The 16230-nt window shown below is 64.0% G+C and carries 14 protein-coding genes; 10 read left to right on the forward strand and 4 right to left on the reverse strand.

Going from position 1 to position 16230, the window contains the following annotated elements; genetic code table 11:
• Nucleotides 1-26 precede the first annotated feature (26 nt).
• The 4 genes from G5B40_RS15425 to G5B40_RS15440 form a co-directional block, all read right to left on the reverse strand.
• Nucleotides 27-401 carry a response regulator gene (locus G5B40_RS15425; protein ID WP_165100313.1) on the reverse strand — a complete coding sequence of 125 codons (375 nt, stop codon included), beginning with the start codon at nucleotides 399-401 and terminating at the stop codon, nucleotides 27-29.
• Between the two features lie 12 nt (nucleotides 402-413).
• Nucleotides 414-2906: an ATP-binding protein gene (locus G5B40_RS15430; protein WP_165100316.1), complete on the reverse strand. Its 2493-nt coding sequence runs from the start codon at nucleotides 2904-2906 to the stop codon at nucleotides 414-416.
• 328 nt (nucleotides 2907-3234) lie between these two features.
• On the reverse strand, nucleotides 3235-3375 hold the full coding sequence (locus G5B40_RS15435; protein WP_165100319.1) for a hypothetical protein: 141 nt from the start codon (nucleotides 3373-3375) through the stop codon (nucleotides 3235-3237).
• Between the two features lie 209 nt (nucleotides 3376-3584).
• Complete coding sequence (locus tag G5B40_RS15440; protein WP_165100322.1) at nucleotides 3585-5030, reverse strand: amidohydrolase family protein; 1446 nt, start codon at nucleotides 5028-5030, stop codon at nucleotides 3585-3587.
• A gap of 945 nt (nucleotides 5031-5975) precedes the next feature.
• Between G5B40_RS15440 and G5B40_RS15445 the strand changes: the two genes are divergently transcribed.
• From G5B40_RS15445 to G5B40_RS15490, 10 genes are all read left to right on the forward strand, one after another.
• Complete coding sequence (locus G5B40_RS15445) at nucleotides 5976-7202, forward strand: ABC transporter substrate-binding protein (protein WP_165100325.1); 1227 nt, start codon at nucleotides 5976-5978, stop codon at nucleotides 7200-7202.
• 75 nt (nucleotides 7203-7277) lie between these two features.
• A complete protein-coding gene (locus tag G5B40_RS15450) occupies nucleotides 7278-8153 on the forward strand; it encodes a branched-chain amino acid ABC transporter permease (protein ID WP_165100328.1) in 876 nt (291 codons plus the stop codon).
• Nucleotides 8153-9157 (forward strand): branched-chain amino acid ABC transporter permease, encoded by a 1005-nt coding sequence (locus G5B40_RS15455; RefSeq protein WP_165100330.1) that lies wholly within the window; start codon nucleotides 8153-8155, stop codon nucleotides 9155-9157. The genes G5B40_RS15450 and G5B40_RS15455 overlap by 1 nt, the downstream gene beginning before the upstream one ends.
• Nucleotides 9154-9909, forward strand: coding sequence for an ABC transporter ATP-binding protein (locus tag G5B40_RS15460; protein WP_165100333.1), 756 nt, complete (start codon nucleotides 9154-9156; stop codon nucleotides 9907-9909). The genes G5B40_RS15455 and G5B40_RS15460 overlap by 4 nt, the downstream gene beginning before the upstream one ends.
• Entirely contained in the window at nucleotides 9902-10600 is a 699-nt protein-coding gene (locus G5B40_RS15465; RefSeq protein WP_165100336.1) for an ABC transporter ATP-binding protein, read from the forward strand. Before G5B40_RS15460 ends, G5B40_RS15465 begins: the two co-directional genes overlap by 8 nt.
• Nucleotides 10597-12054, forward strand: coding sequence for an FAD-dependent oxidoreductase (locus tag G5B40_RS21440; protein WP_165100339.1), 1458 nt, complete (start codon nucleotides 10597-10599; stop codon nucleotides 12052-12054). Before G5B40_RS15465 ends, G5B40_RS21440 begins: the two co-directional genes overlap by 4 nt.
• Nucleotides 12055-12059: 5 nt before the next feature.
• A complete protein-coding gene (locus G5B40_RS15475) occupies nucleotides 12060-12824 on the forward strand; it encodes an SDR family NAD(P)-dependent oxidoreductase (RefSeq protein ID WP_165100342.1) in 765 nt (254 codons plus the stop codon).
• Nucleotides 12821-14458, forward strand: coding sequence for an AMP-binding protein (locus G5B40_RS15480; RefSeq protein ID WP_165100345.1), 1638 nt, complete (start codon nucleotides 12821-12823; stop codon nucleotides 14456-14458). The genes G5B40_RS15475 and G5B40_RS15480 overlap by 4 nt, the downstream gene beginning before the upstream one ends.
• Nucleotides 14445-15176 carry an SDR family oxidoreductase gene (locus tag G5B40_RS15485; protein ID WP_165100347.1) on the forward strand — a complete coding sequence of 244 codons (732 nt, stop codon included), beginning with the start codon at nucleotides 14445-14447 and terminating at the stop codon, nucleotides 15174-15176. Before G5B40_RS15480 ends, G5B40_RS15485 begins: the two co-directional genes overlap by 14 nt.
• Nucleotides 15173-16225, forward strand: coding sequence for an SDR family oxidoreductase (locus tag G5B40_RS15490; RefSeq protein WP_165100350.1), 1053 nt, complete (start codon nucleotides 15173-15175; stop codon nucleotides 16223-16225). The genes G5B40_RS15485 and G5B40_RS15490 overlap by 4 nt, the downstream gene beginning before the upstream one ends.
• Nucleotides 16226-16230: the final 5 nt, after the last annotated feature.

Here is a 16230-nt window from a genome sequence, read left to right on the forward strand (position 1 = left end):
TCCATCGCGGCTTGAGCAACCGCCGCCTATGACGAAATGTGGGCCTTGGCCTGCTCCGCAAGCGTCATCGGGTCAAAAGGTTTCGCGATCACGCCCGCGGCGCCGAGCGACACATAGCGATCGACCTCGTAGGCCTGTGTCCGGGCGGTCACGAACACCACCGGCGCGCTAACCTCAGTCACTTCGCGACGCAGTCGCGTCAGCGTCTCCGGGCCATCCATGCCGGGCATCATGACATCAAGGAGAATCAGGTCCGGGCGCCAGGCGCGGGCCTCCTTCAACGCCTCGGCGCCGGAAGCGCAGGTCCTGACGTCGAGTTCCGGGTCCAGTTGAAGAGACATCTCGGCGACCTGCCGGATATCTTCTTCATCGTCTACATACATGACTTTCACGGTGCTCATATCTCGCCTCGACTATGCCTCGTTCGCGCAGGTTCTGTCATTCATCCGCTTTTCCGCCAAGGCCTTCACCAGCGTCCCGATCTCAATCTCGGAGGTCTTGGTCTTGATCATCGCCGCTTCGACCTTGTCGGCAAGGTCCCGGTCGACCTCGGTCGCCGAGAAGATCACGACCGACGCGTCGCTCGGAATTTCGTTGAGCAACTCCACTCCCGAACCGTCCGTCAATTCGAGGTCCAGGATGATCAGATCATAGTGGTTGTCGATGAGCTTCTTTCTGGCGCCGGAGACCGACTTGGCGAAATCGAAGGATACGGCATCGCCGAGCGAGGCGGCGATGATCTCGACCACGTCGTCGTCGTCCTCGACATGGAGAACCGAAGGACGACGAAGAAAGTCGCCCTGGCGCGCGCGCGTCACGGCCATCCTCAGCCGGTCAATATCGATCGGTTTGCTCAGCCAGTCCACGACGCCCAACGCCGCGCCGTTCAGGGTCTTCCGCGCCTCGTCCACAACAGCCGAGATGACGATGATCGGCAGGTCCTTCAGCGCGGGCGTCATCCGGATTTGTTGATAGAGGTCGATGCCGGATTCCCCCGCCAGCCGGATGTCGAGCGTCATGGCGACGTAGTCGCCCTCAGAAAGCCGCGCGAGGGCGGTCTGGATATCGGGCGCCACGTCGCTTTCGACGTCGCATTCCCGAAGCATTGCGACGATCACCGCCGCCACATCCGGTTCATCCTCGCAAATCAGGATCTTCTTGCCGCGGGCCTGCGTTTCCGCGGCGACTCCTTCTCCGCGAATCTTCGTCTCTGTCGCGCCCGCGATAGGTGTCCGGGAGTCGACGATCTCGGGCAGGTCGACATAGAAAGTCGTTCCAACGCCCACGGTTGTCTCGAAGGAGACTTCTCCGTCGAGCTTCTCGACGATCGCCTTGACGATGCTCAGGCCCAGACCGGTGCCGCCGACCGATTTCGTCGCCGAGCCGTCGACCTGCTCGAACTTCTCGAAAACCAGTTCACGGTATGTTTTGGGGATGCCCGGTCCCTGATCGGATACCGCGATGCGCGCGCGCTGACCGTTCCGGCTGAGCGCGACGCTGACCTTTCCATTGACAGGCGAGTGTTTGATCGCGTTGGAAAGCAGGTTGCTCAGGACCTGATGGAGCCGGTCAGCGTCCACGTTTGCGCGAATGTCGGGCGCGTCGTCAATCAGAGAGAGCTCGACTTTCCTTTCAGGTAGATAGTCCCGGCTGGCGTCGGTCGACTGCTTGATCAGGGGAAAGAGCGCCTGGGGTTTCAAATGAAACGGCATATGCCCCGACTCGATCTTCTCGATGTCGAGGATGTCGTTGATCAGGCGCACCAGCCGCTCCGCGTTGGAGTTTGCGATCTTCACCAGAGCCGAGGCTTTCGCGGGAAGTTCTCCAGCCGCGCCGCCGCTTATCAGCCCGAGTGAACCGCGGATCGAGGTCAGCGGCGTTCGCAGTTCGTGGCTGACAGTGGAGATGAACTCGTTCTTCATCTCCTGCGTGCGCTTGTCATCCGTTATGTCGAACAGCGAGCCGTCCCAGATGAGACGACCCTTCATGTCCCATCGCGGCTTTGCGGCCGCGACCCTGAGCCATCGTTCTTCTCCTTCGCTGGGCCGGTATTTCACCTCGGAGAACCAGGCCTCCTGCGTATCGAACGATCGGTGCAGCGATTGTTCCATCTGCACCCGAGAGGCCTGGGACAACATGTCGATGACAATGTTTGGGTTCGCGACGATCTCGTCCGGCGAGGATCGGAAATAGCGCTGCGCGCCGCCGGACATGTATATGAACCGAATCTCGTTTTCGCGCACGAGCTCAAGCTGGAAGAGCACGCCCGGCGCATTATCGGCCAGGTTTCTGACCTGACTCTGGGTGTCCGCATAGGCGGAAAGCGCCCAGCGCCGTTGCTCCTCCGCGATGACCAGAAAGCTGAACAGAAGCACTCCGAAAAAATTCGTCGGAATCGAGAACATCAACGCTTCAATGCTGGTTGAGAGATCGAATATCTGGCTGAAGTAAAGCACCGTCGCGACGGGGCACGCGGTCACGACGGCCGAGAGCATCAGAGCGGCGCTGAACCGGTATCGGTCCTGTCCGCGATGCTTCCACCACAGCACCAGGATGACCGATGTCGCCGCGACCAGAGAGATGGTGACGCTCCCCGGAATGACGCCGGCGCCTCCGATCGTCCATCTCACCGCGATCAGACAAAGAGCGGTTATGACAGCGCTCAGCGGTCCGCCAATAACTGCGGACATGGCCGTGACGACATTCCGCGCATCGACGATGACGCCGGGAGCGACCTCCACCGGCGACGACATGCTGAGAAGCCCGACCAGTCCGAAGACAACGCCGAAGACGATGTTATTGGCCCAGAAGCGTCCCCTCAGCCGGTCTCCGACAATCAAGGAGAACACTACGGCGAGGGTGATCACCGAAGCGCTCTCGATCATTGAAATTATGGAAGTGTACATCTTCTAATTCCTTGGTGTGGTCAGACAACCATAGAGAGATCTATGTAAAAAGCACGGGTGGCGGCGCGCAGACGGAGGAGAGAGGCCGATTGAGTTTCTCGGGCGGGCGCGCGGCCTGGGTGATGGCTCTTGTTTGAGCGGTGAATGCCGTGGGTTCCGCCAGCGCCTCAGGTTCCCGAACCGTTGCGGGGCCGAGAAGATGAGGGGCGCGTCGATTGCGAAAAAGGAGGCGTGGGCGCTTCGATCATGGCGAGTGTCAATGCGCCTCCAGTCCTTGCGCCTGCCGAGCATGATCTCGATTTTGCGGGGCTTTCGGCAAAGCGCTGCATCATGCGGGGCCGTAGTTCTGCGTTCCGATCCTGAAGGGCCGCGCCTCGCGGAACCACCCGGCGTCCAGAGTTCCACCAGCGTTCAACTCTATGGCATCGGGCGGGGCGTCGAGCAACGCTTCGGCGCTCTTGCCGCTCATCCTCGCTCTTCTGACCGGGTGAAGCCGCATCGCCAGCGGGCGTTTGAGTCCGCCGCGGCCGCGCTTCAGACGGCCAGAGCCGGCGCCTCCCGACGCCGGATCCGAAGCACCCGATCTCTCGATTGAAAAGCGCATGACCAGGTCTTGAGCCCAGGCCGCCGCACTGAACTCGGCGGGGCTGTCATGGGCCATGCGCGCGCGACGGGAGATCAGGATGTCGGAAAAGTAAGCGGTGACATCTCGTTCGCCGATCGCCCCGCGACGAGGTCGCGCTCCGGCACCAACCGTTCGGCGCGAACCTGACCGGCGGTCACCTCGCGCGCCGCTCGATCGATGTCGAGACGCAGGGCGCGTCCGTCTTCGACCACCTTTTCACCGTTCACATAGACAGTATGCACGGCGCGGTCAGCCGCCGCATAGACCAGACTACGGATCGGATCGCGGGTGGGGTGCATCAGCGGGTGCGTCATGTCCACCATCACCAGATCAGCTTTGCCGCCAGGCGCCAGGCGCCCGATATCGTCGCGGCCGAGCGATGCGGCGCCGCCCAGCGTCGCCGCATTGAACACGTCGCGCGTGCTGAGAGTGTGCGGGCTCTTCGCCATCAGCCGGGCGACGTAGCCGACATGGCGCATCTCTTCTATCATGTTGTGCGGGAAGGTGTCGGTGCCGATGGCAACCTTGACGCCGGCCCGAAGATACCGGCCGACATCGCAGAGCGCCATGCCGCGCCGCATGAAAACGGTAGGGCAATGAGCGACGGTTGCGCCGGTTTCCGCCATGAGGCGCACATCGGTGGTGGTATGCCATAGGGTATCGGGGTGGTCGTCGACGAAGATCGTGTGACCGACGAGCGAGCTCTCGCCCAGCACGCCCAACTCGCCCAGCCACTGGATTGGGGTGAACCCGTGGCGGCGGGTGATCTCGTGAAATTCGGGGAGCGACTGGGCCGCATGGGTTTGCCAGCGCATCCCGCGTTTGGCCGCTTCAGCGTAACTCGCGCGGAGGAGTTCGGGGGTGCAGGTATCGACCTGCGCCGGCACGACCATCCCGGACAATCGGCCCGACGGGTGTTTTTCTGCGGCGTCCACCAGCGAAAGAGCGTCTTCCATGGCGGCGAAGCCCTGATCGTCGCTCCAGTCATATTCGACCACGTGCCCGTTGCGGGTGAACCACCGCGCGGAACGGAACATCGGCGCAACATAGGCGCGCAGCCCGCTTTCCGCCAACGCTTCGGTCCAGCCCGGGTAAGGGACCGCCATGTCGACGATCGTGGTGACGCCCGACATCAGAAGCTCAGCGCAGGCCAGCCGGGTCTGCCAGGGCGCAACTTCGTCATCGCCCCTCATCGTCGGCATGTATTCATAGAGATTCGAACTGTAGAGCTTTGATGAACCGGTCTCGTCGGTATAGCCCTTGTTGATCGGCTCATGGCAGAGATGACTGTGGATATCGACCAGGCCGGGCATGACCATGAAATTGCGGCCATCGACAATCTCCGCGCCGCTCACCGCCTCGCCGTCGAGCGCGCTGCCGATCTCGGCTATGCGGTCGCCCTCCAGGAGCACATCCGCATTCCTGAGATAGGTGTGGCCGCGCGCAGCTTCGTCCCATGCCACAACCCAATCGGCACTTCGTATCAATACGCGCTTCACGTCTCGCTCCTGTTCTGGAAATTATGGCTTCTCTCTTGTGAGCAATAATTGGATTGCCAAACAATCTGAATGTCAACGACGAATGATCGAGCCGGTTTCGCTCGGGATTCTCGACGGATGGTCCGAAGCCAGGGCCTGTTGATCTGCTTGCTGAGAGAGCGATTATCCCGATGGCGGACGAAATGGCGCTGCCGGATTCAGCAGATTATTCGCTGGCGGAGAGAACGCCAGGAGCCGATGGCCGTTTCGAAGCGACGGCGGCGCCATCATCGTGATCACGAACTCGCCGCGCTCGCCGCCTATCTCGCCAATCCGGCGCGGATCGACTGTTGGCCGCGTGCGCATCGACGCAGCTTGGCGGCTGTCGCCGTCGAGCTCGAGAGAATCGTGGGCCGGTCTTCAAGCACACGCCCCAGGCCCTAGCCAGCGCGCGCCGTATCAAACCATGGTTCGACGCGCCGAGGCTGGCGATGGAGACCGGAACGAAGGAGTGAAGCGCAGGATCGACACGGGGGCCTTGAGAGTCGCGACGGCTCGCCGCGCAACTCGCGCATTCAGCGTGCGCCGAGTTACATCGCGAAGAAAGACCGCTGATGGGACTACGCTTTCGTTCTTTCCTGAGATTCAAAATGAAGCTCTACGGAATACATAAGAAATAAGCAAAACTTCCCCCTTTCAATTCAATAATAACAATAATTATTCCCATATTCTGAAATAGCAAATTATTATTTATATAATAAATATTTTGTGGATTTGCGCATCTGGTTCGAAGTCCGACCTCGCTCGATCGCTGCGCCGAATTCCACACGCTCTCTTGCATCCGTGTTTGATTCCGCTAAGACTTGCCCTATTGTCGGACAGCCCGGCAAGGGAAAGATGTTTGCGGCCAATCCGGCCGCGCGTCCGAAGTGTCGAGAATGCGCAAGCATCTGGGAGGGATATGAAATGACTAGCAAAAGGTTTACGCGGCGCGGAGCGGCGCTCATTGCGGCCGGGGTTTTCGCAGGCGCAATTGCAATCGGCGCCGCAGGCGCCGAAGAAAAGCCGATCAAGATCGGCTTGACCACCGACCTCACCGGCATCGCCGCCAGCTATGCGCAGGCGCAGGTGGATTCCGTGCAGATGGCGATCGACGAGATCAACGAAGCCGGCGGCGTGAAGGGCAGGAAGTTCGAGCTTCTGGTCCGCGATTCAAAGCTGAAACCCGAGCTAGGGTCGAGCCTCACCAGGGATCTCATCGTTCGCGAGAAGATCGATTACCTGATCGGTCCGGATGCAAGCTCTGTCGGCGTCGCGGTTACCGGTGTCGCCAAGCAATACAAGAAGGTCGTCGTGATGACGATCCCGAACACGCCCCGCCTGGTGGGCGAGCTCTTCCACCCCTATTTCTTCACGATCGTTCCTTCCGGCACCATGCTGGCGAGGGCGATGGCCGAGGGGATCGGCCCCGACAACGACAAGATCGCCTTCATCGGCGGCGATTACGAAGCCTCGCATCAGGCGATCAAGTATTTCGGCGACTGGCTCGCCAAGGTGAACCCGAAGGCGGAGATCATCGACGAGCAATGGCCGAAGCTGGGCGAGCCTGACTTCACCCCCTACATCACGCAGCTGATGTCGGCGGAGCCGGAGATTGTCTTTTCCTATCTCTGGGGCGCCGATCTCATCACCTTCATCAAGCAGGCCAAGCCCTACGGCTTCTTCGAGAAGACGAAGTTCGCGACTTTGCTCTTCCTCGACGACCTCGTGGCGCTCGGCGATGACATGCCGGACGGCATTCTTGGCCAGATGTACGCGCCACCCTTCGGCACCAAGAGTGAGAAGATGGACGCGTTCATCAAGCGGTTCGAGGACAAGTACGGTCATTATCCGTCGGATTGGGCGGTCATGGGCTATGACGGCATGAAAATCCTCGCTCAAGGAATCGCGAACGCGAAATCCTGGGATTCGGACGATGTCGCGGCGGCGATCCAGTCGCACGAATATGACGGGCTGCAAGGTGTCGTGACTTTCCGGGATGTCGATCACCAGGGCAACGTCCCGTCGTTCCTCGGTACGACCGGAACCGTGGAGGGTCTGCCCTTCAAGGCGCTCGTCGATATCAAGCGGATCGACGCGGAAACCGTAATGCCGACGCCGGAGGAGATCCTCCAGCAGCGTAGCGGCGGCTGATCGACCGAGGGGGGCGTGGGGCGCGCACCGCTCCACGCCGCCACTCGCGCATAGCCACAACACCGGGCAGACCACATGTGGACCGACATCTTCATCCAGATCCTGAGCGGGGTCAGCCGCGGCATGATCCTTTTCGTGGTCGCCTCCGGCCTGACGCTGATCTTCGGAGTGCTGCGCATTCCGAATTTCGCGCACGGTTCATTCTACATGTTGGCGGCATTCGTCGCCTACGCCGTCACCCACGCCGTAGGCGGCTCCAATCTCGGCTTCGCAGCCTCCCTGCTCATGGCGCCGCTGATCCTCGGGGTGTTTGGGCTCGTCTTCGAATTCATGCTGCTGCGCCGGATCGCCGGGCGGCTACATCTTTACCAGCTGATCATGACCTTCGCGATGACGCTGATCATCGCCGACGGGATCAAGATGATCTGGGGCGGCGCCTATCGTTCGGTCGGCTATCCGCCGCTTCTGAGCGGTAGCGTGGAAATCTTTGGCCGCCCGTTTCCGACCTATTATCTTCTCGTCATCGCTGTCGGGCTAATTATCGCCGGCCTTCTCAGCCTGCTGATGGAGCGCACCCGGTTCGGCCGGACCGTCAGCGCGGCCGTCGTTGACCCGGAAATGGTCGGCGCGCTCGGCGTCAATGTCCCGCGGCTCTACACGCTCGTATTCGGCCTCGGCGCTGCGCTCGCCGGGCTCGGCGGCGCGCTTGCGGCGCCTGTCGGTTCGGTGTCTCTCGGCATCGGCGACTCGATCATCATCGAGAGTTTCGCGGTGGTGATCATCGGCGGCAGCGGATCCATTCCGGGCGCGCTCGCGGCCGCGCTGATCATCGGCGTGGTGCAATCACTTGGCATCATGGTGGCGCCAAGACTCGCAATCGCATTCGTCTTCATCGCGCTCTGCGTCGTGCTTCTGGTCCGACCGCAAGGTCTTCTGGGGAGGCGCGTCTGATGCTGCATCTCAACGCCAGATCGAAGGCGGGACTCTACACCCTGCTTCTCGCCGTTCTCGCGATCTTTCCGCTTATTGTGGAGGAGAGCAATCTCTTCCTCACCGTCGATGTGCTGATCGCGGCGCTCTTTGCAATGAGTTACAACATCGTGCTCGGACAGACCGGCCTCCTCTCTTTCGGTCATGCCGCGTTCTACGGGTTAGGCGCATACACGGTCGCGCTCTTGCAGATGCATCTTGGCTGGCCGATTGAAGTCGGGATCGTCGTCGCGCCGCTCGTCACCGGGGCGTTCGCGCTGGCGATCGGCTTTTTCACCGTTCGCGTGTCCGGCATGTATTTCGCGATGCTGACGCTCGCCTTCTCGCAGCTGATCTTCGCGATGGTCGCGGGCTGGTATTCGTTCACTGGCGGCGACAATGGCGCGCCGGTGATGCCGCCCGACTATCTGTTCGACACGACCAACTTCTACTATCTCGCGCTGGGGGTGGTGACCGCCTGTATCTGCTTCATTCGTTTACTCGTCGGCTCGCCCTTCGGCGCGGCGCTGGCCGCGATCCGCGAGAATCCGGAACGCGCGCGCTTCATCGGCGTCGATATCCGGTTCTACCAACTCGCCGCCTTCACGATCTCCGGCGCGCTTACCGGAATCGCCGGCGCGCTCCAGGCGGCGTTCCACCAGATGGCCTTTCCGTCCCTGCTGTTCTGGCCGCAATCGGCGGAGCCGGTGCTGATGACGCTGGCGGGCGGCATCCAGACCTTCTTCGGCCCGGCGATCGGCGCCGCGCTCTTTACGATCCTGAATTTCTTCGTTGCGAGCTACACGGACTACCCTCTCTTCGTCTTTGGCGTCGTCGTCCTAGTGCTCGTTCTCTTTCTCCCGGATGGAATCGTCGGAACGCTCTTTTCGAAGGAGCGGCGCTATCGCCCTGGGGCCCCGAAGGATGGCGCCGAACTCGCCGTGTCCGCGAATGCCCCCAAATCCCCGAAAGGCGCGCCGTCATGAGTGGCCCGGTTCTTGAACTCGACCGTGTCTCGAAGAGCTTCGGCGCTTTCCGCGCGGTATCGAAGGTCAGCGTCGCGCTGGAGAAGGGCGAGATACTCGGGCTGATCGGCCCGAACGGGGCGGGAAAGAGCACGCTCCTCAATCTCGCCTCGGGCGCCCTTCACCCGACTTCGGGCGACATCCGATATCATGGACGCAGCATCGCCGGGGCGCACCCGCACGCGCTTGTTCATCGTGGGATCGCGCGCTCCTTTCAGATCACCGCGATCTTTCCCCGTCTGACCGTGGTGGAGAACGTGCGGATCGCTCTCATGGCTCGACGGGGACTCTGCCGCGATTTCCTGCGCCCCGCCGGAAAGATGCTGAAGACGGAAATCGCGACGCTTCTGGAACGCGTGCGCATGAGCGATCGTGCGGAACGCTATGCGGGCGAACTCGCCGCAGGCGACCGCAAACGTCTCGAATTCGCCATCGCGCTCGCCGGCGATCCGTCCGTCGTCCTTCTTGACGAGCCGACCGCGGGCATGAGCGGCGCGGAACGGGCGGTGGTGGTCGAAGTCATCATGGACCTCAACGCGCGGGAGGGCGTGAGCCTTCTCTTCACCGAGCACGATATCGATATGGTCTTCGCCATCGCGCAGCGCATCGTCGTCTTGCACCAGGGTGAAAAGATCGCGGATGGCGCGCCGACCGAGGTGCGAGCCAGCCCGCGTGTGCAGGAGGTGTATCTCGGAGAAGCGGCCAATGCTTGAGTGCAGTGATCTCGTCACACATTACGATGCGGCCCAGATATTGTTTGGCGTCTCGTTCAGCCTGGAGAAGGGCCGCTCAGCCTGCCTGATCGGCCGGAACGGCGTCGGCAAGACGACCTGCCTCCGCTCGATCATGGGACTCACGCCGCCGAGTTCGGGCGCGGTCACTTTCGAGAGCGCGCCGATCGCCGGCCTGCCGGCGTTCCGCATCGCGCAGCGCGGTATTGGTTTCGTGCCGGAGGATCGGAGAATTTTCCCCGACCTCACCGTCGAAGAGAACCTGATGATCGCCGAGCGGCCCGGCGAGGGTGGCGTCGCCTGGAGCATTCGGAAGGCCTATGATGTTTTCCCGCCGCTCTATGACTTCCGGGCGCGGCAGGGCGGCTACCTCAGCGGCGGCCAGCAGCAGATGCTTACGATTGCGCGGACGCTGATGGGTTCGCCCCGCCTCCTCCTCCTTGACGAGCCGACCGAAGGACTGTCACCGCTCGTCGTACGGGCGTTGGAGCAGGCCATTCTCCGCCTGAAGGAGGAAGGCTTGACGATGCTTCTTGCGGCGCAGGATGTGAATTTCGCGCACAACGTCGCCGATGAAGTCTACGTCATGAACAGGGGAGCGATCGTCTATCGCGGGACGGTCGCCGAGGCGAAATCGGCGACCGATGAATTGCGCGCCCACCTGGCGGTATGAGCGACCCGGCGGAGACGATACATGCCGACGTGATCGTCGTCGGCGGCGGCGGGTCGGGGCTGGCCGCGGCCGTCAGCGCGGCCGAGGCCGGGGCCGGCGTCACCCTGATCGAGAAGAATGATGAACTCGGCGGAAGCACCCGCTGGTCGGTTGGCTCGATCACCGCGACCTGCACGGCGCATCAGCGTGCGAAGGGGATCGAGGATGATCCCGACGCGCATTTCGAGGATCTGGGCAAGCTCGCCGGCCCGCTCGCCAATCGCGACAATCTCGCGCTCCGTCGGATTCTCGTGGATAATGTCCCGGAGACCATCCGCTGGTTGCGCGCCATGGGGGTGGAGTTCTGCGGCCCGATGGAGGAGCCGCCGCACCGGAAACCCCGGATGCACATCGTGCTGCCGAATTCGCGCGCATATATCCACCGGCTGGCGTGGCGCGCGCGCCGACTGGACGTGGACATTCGCTTGGGCGCGCAAGCGACGCGGATCGTCGTTGAGGATGGCGCGGCGACAGCGGTCGAAGCCGATATCGGCGGACGCGTCATTCGCTTCGCCGCGCGGCGCGGGATCGTTCTCGCGGGGGGGGATTATAGCGGCAACGCGGAGATGAAGGGTGCGCTGGTCTCGCCGGCGCTCGCGGAGGTTCAGGCCGTCAACCCGACCGCGACGGGCGATTGCCAGCGACTGGTCGAAGCGATCGGCGGTGAGATACTGAACGGCGATCTCGCGCTCGGCCCGGTGCTGCGCTTCCGGCGCCCGAAGAGACGATCGCTCCTTCACCGGATCCCGCCATACCCCATCGTGACGAGATTCATGCGTTGGGCGATGGACTGGACGCCGCCGGCGCTGATCCGGCCTTTTGTGATGGGGTTCATGACGACGGTGATGGGGCCGGAGATGAGCCTTTTCGCCAATGGCGCGGTGCTCGTGGGGGCGGACGGCGCGCCCCTCGCGCGGGAGGGGAAGACGCTGGGCGAGGCCGTGGCGGCGACGCCCGGCAAATCCGGGTGGATCGTGTTCGACGACGCGCTGGCGCGGCGCTACCGGGCCTGGCCGCATTTCGTCTCGACGGCGCCTGGCGTCGCCTACGCCTATCTGCCCGATTACCGACGCACCCGCCCCGATCTGGTGCATACCGGTCCGACGCCAGCAGCTCTTGCAAGCCGGATCGGCGCCGACCCGGCGACGCTCGCCGCCGTCCTGTCAGGCGAACCGCCGTTTCACGCGCTCGGGCCGCTCGACGCCTACGTCGTCTACACCGACGGCGGGGTGCGGGTTTCCGACGCGCACGAAGTCCTGCGGAAGGACGGCGCGCCGATCAGTGGGCTTTTCGCCGCCGGCTCGACCGGGCAGGGCGGGCTGCTCCTCGAGGGCCATGGCCACCATCTTGGTTGGGCTTTCACATCCGGTCGTCTCGCCGGTGGGCGTGCCGCGCGTTTCGATAGAAAGGACTGAAAACCATGAGCCGTCTTGCAGGTAAGATCGCCATCGTCACCGGCGCCGCCTCCGGCATCGGAGCCGCGGCCGCACGGCGCTTCGCGAAAGAAGGCGCGCGTGTGCTCCTTGCCGACATTTCCGACCGGGTGGAGGAGGTCGCGGCGGAGATTGGCGACGCCGCGCGCTGGATCGTCGCGGATCACACCAAGGAAAGCGACTGCCGCGCCGTCGTGACCGCCGCGGTGGAGGCGTTCGGCGCCCTCCATATCCTTCATAACAACGCTGGCATTCCTCAGCATGGCGGCGCCGAAGACATCGCGCCGGAGGAATTCCGCAAGGTCGTGGACGCCAACCTGACCGGTCCATTCTTGATGGCGCAGGCGGCGATCCCGGCGCTCAGGACGGCGGCGGAGGCCGGGATGGACGCCTCGATCCTCTTCACCGGCTCGATCCAGTCGCTGATGGTGCGGCCGGGTTTCACCGCCTACGCGGCGTCGAAACACGGCGTTGGCGGCCTCGTCGGCAGCATAGCGCTCGAATACGCGCCGATCCCGATCCGGGTCAACGCGGTCTGTCCTGGAACCATCGACACGCCGCTCGTGCGCGATATCGCCCGCAAGTCTGGCGACGAGGAGGGATGGCTCAAGCGGTTCCGAGAGGGAATCCCGATCGGGCGGATGATCGAGGTCGAAGAAATCGCTGCGGCGGCGGTATTCCTTTCCAGCGACGAGGCGCGGGCGATCACCGGAATCATGATGCCTGTCGACGGGGGGCTGACAGCGCGATGACGCCAAGCGCGTCCATTCCGCCGACGCTGCCCGCCTGTTTGGCGGCGCAGGCGCGGCGCATTCCGGATCGACGGTTCCTGACTCTCACAACCGGCGCCGCCCGGAGCTTCGGCGAGATCGATGCGGCGTCGCGCCGCCTCGCGGGCGGGCTCGCGCGGCTTGGGGTCGGGCGCGGAGACCGCGTGCTCCTGATGCTGCCGACCTCGCCCGAATTCGTCGAGGCCTGGTTCGCCGCCAGCCGGCTCGGCGCGATCATCGTCAGCGTGAACACCGCCCTCGTCGGCGATTACCTCGCGCATATTTTCAACGATTCCGGCGCGTCTGTCATGGTGGCGCACGGCGCGCATGTCGGCGCAATCGCCGCCGTGCTGCCTGATTGCCCCGGTCTTCGCGCCATCGTCGAGATCGAAGCGGCGGCGGACGCGCCCATCCCTGCGAACATCACGCGCGTCGCCTTCGCCGAGGCGGCGGCGGGAGGGCCGAAGACGGCCGACGTTCCGGTCGAGGAGCGCGACCCCGGCGCAATTCTCTACACCTCGGGCACAACCGGCCGCTCGAAAGGTGTGGTGATGCCGCATGGACAGCTTCGCGCCAACCCGGACGTCTATATCCGCGCACTCGGCCTTGGCGAAGACGACGTCCTCTTCACCTGCCTGCCGCTCTATCACGCGAACGCGCTGCTTCTTGGCGTCTATGGCGCGCTCATCCTTGGAGCCGAAGTGGTGCTGGCGCCGAAGTTCAGCGCCAGCGATTGGTTGCGGCAGGTCCGCAAGCACCGCGCGACGGCGACCAATCTTCTCGGCGTGATGGTCGAGTTCCTCCTCAAGCAACCGGAGACGGCTGGAGACGCGGACAATGCGCTCCGCGTGGCGACGGCGGCTCCGGTCTCGCCGGACCTCGCGCCGCGCTTCGAGGCGCGTTTCGGCGTGAAGCTGATCGAGCTTTACGGGTCGACCGAGGTCAATTGCCCCCTTTATCACCCGCTCGACGCGCCGCGCCGGCCGGGAAGTTGCGGGAAGGTGGTTGAGGACCGGTTCGAATGCCGGATCGTCGACCCCGAGACCGACCACGAAGCGCCGCCGGGCGAGGCGGGCGAACTGGTGGTGCGCCCGCGCCGCCCCTGGACCAGCATGCTCGGTTATCACAACAGGCCCGACGCGACCGCCGAGGCCTGGCGCAATCTCTGGTTCCACACCGGCGACCTGATGCGGCGCGATGAAGACGGCTACCACTACTTCGTCGACCGCTCCCGCGATGCGATCCGACGGCGGGGCGAAAATATCTCGTCCTTCGAGGTCGAGGAGGCTCTGGCCAGCCATCCCGCGGTGGCGGAAGTCGCGGTCGTCGGCATCGCCTCACCCTTCGAGAGCCATGAACAGGAGGTCAAGGCCTGCGTCGTGCTTCACGCCGGCGTGGAGTGCGCGCCGGAGGAGCTGGCGGCGCATTGCGTGGGATCGATGCCGGATTTCGCCCGTCCGCGCTTCATCGAAATCATGACCGGGCTCCCCAGGACTCCGACCGAGAAGGTGCGGAAGGCGGAGCTTCGCGCCCGCGGAATCACGCCCCAAACCTGGGTCAGCCCGGACGCGGACGGCAGGCGACGCGACGAAAGAAGCAACGATGCGAGAGGCTGACATGCGGACGGTTCTCGTCACCGGCGCGACAAGCGGAGTGGGACAGGCCGCCGCGCGCGCCTTGCTGTCACGGGGCGCCCGCGTCATTGCGGTCGGACGCAGAGCCGAGAGGCTTGAAGAACTCAAGGCCGCGAACGGCGCGCTCCATACGGCTGTCGCGGACCTCTCTCAGCCCGGAGCCGCGGCGGCGATCCTTGCGGCCGCACCTCCAGACTGGCCGATTACGGCGCTGATCCACGCCGCGGGACATGATTCCGGCGGCGCGGCGCCCTTCCATGAGGGGCATCAGACGGATCGCGCCGCCAAGATTGCGGTGAACCTCACAAGCTTCGCGGAACTGGTCCACGGCCTGCTGCCGGGCTGGTTGGAGCTGGGCCGCGGCGACACCGTCGCCATCGGCTCTATCGCCAGCCGCGAGCCAGCGGTCGGCCTCACCGATTACGGCATGACCAAATATGGGCTTCGCGGCCTGCTCGCCGGGCTTCGCGCCGATTATGGCGCGACCGGGCTGCGTTTTGTCGAGATCGTTCCTGGCGTAATCCGGACCGAATTCGCGGCGAGCCGCTGGCGCGGCGACGCGGCGCGCTCCGCGGCCTTCTATGAACGGTTTCCGGAATGCCTGACCGCCGAAGATGTCGCCGAGAGCGCGCTCTGGGCGCTCGACCAGCCGCCCCATGTGGCGGTTGACGAGATCGTCCTCAGGCCGACACGGCGATGACGACCGCGCGACACGCACTGGTCGTCGGGGCCTCCGGCATCGTCGGCGGCGCGCTTGCGGCGGAGTTGTCGGCGCGGCCAGGATGGCGCGTCACCGGGGTTTCGCGCAGGGGGCGTGAAGCCACGGGCTGGCGCCGCCTGCCGCTCGATCTCACCGCAGCGGCGGCATGCCGCGAGGCCGCGCGAGAGCTGACGGACGTCACCCATTTCTTCTTCTGCGCCCGCTACAGCGACCGAGACCCCGTCCGGGAAGCGCATGTCAACCGTGCAATGCTGACAAACCTGCTCGAGCCCCTCGCCGCAGGCGCGGCCGGGCTCACCCATGTTTCCCTGGTCCACGGAACAAAATGGTACGGCAGCCATCTCGGCCCCTACAAGACCCCGGCGCGCGAGAGCGACCCGCGCCATGAGGGACCGAATTTCTATTTCGATCAGCTCGACGCGGTGGCGGCGCTGCGGCGCGGCGCATCCTGGACCTGGTCGACAGTGCGGCCGCATATCGTCTGCGCGCCGACGACGGGGTATCCTTTCAATCTGGTGACGCTACTCGGCGCTTACGGTTCGCTCTGCGCGGCGCGGGGCCTCCCATTCGATTTTCCCGGCACCGAAGCCTGCTTTCATTCGGTCTCCCAGGCGACCGACGCCAGTCTTCTCGCCCGCGCGATGGTCTGGGCGGCGACGGAACCGGAATGCGCCGATCAATCTTTCAACATCATCGATGGCGACTACTTTCGCTGGAGCGGGATCTGGCCCCGTCTCGCGGATTTCTTCGGCGTAATGAGGGGAGAGGTTCGCCCGACCAGGCTGAGCGCCGAAATGGCTGACGCCGAAGCGGAGTGGGGCGCGTTGGTGGAGGCTCGGGGGCTGACCCCGCTGCCGGTGACAGCGCTGGCGAACTGGCGGTTTGGCGATTTCCTCTTCCGGGCCGACTGGGACGACATGTCCTCGATGTTGAAAGCCCGGCGCTACGGCTTTCATGAAGCGCTGGACACGGAGGAGTCGATCCTCGGGTCGCTGGCGGAGCTGCGCCGCAGGCGGGTCATTCCCTGAGCCCG

The sequence above is a fragment of the Pikeienuella piscinae genome (assembly GCF_011044155.1).
GTDB lineage: Bacteria > Pseudomonadota > Alphaproteobacteria > Rhodobacterales > Rhodobacteraceae > Pikeienuella > Pikeienuella piscinae.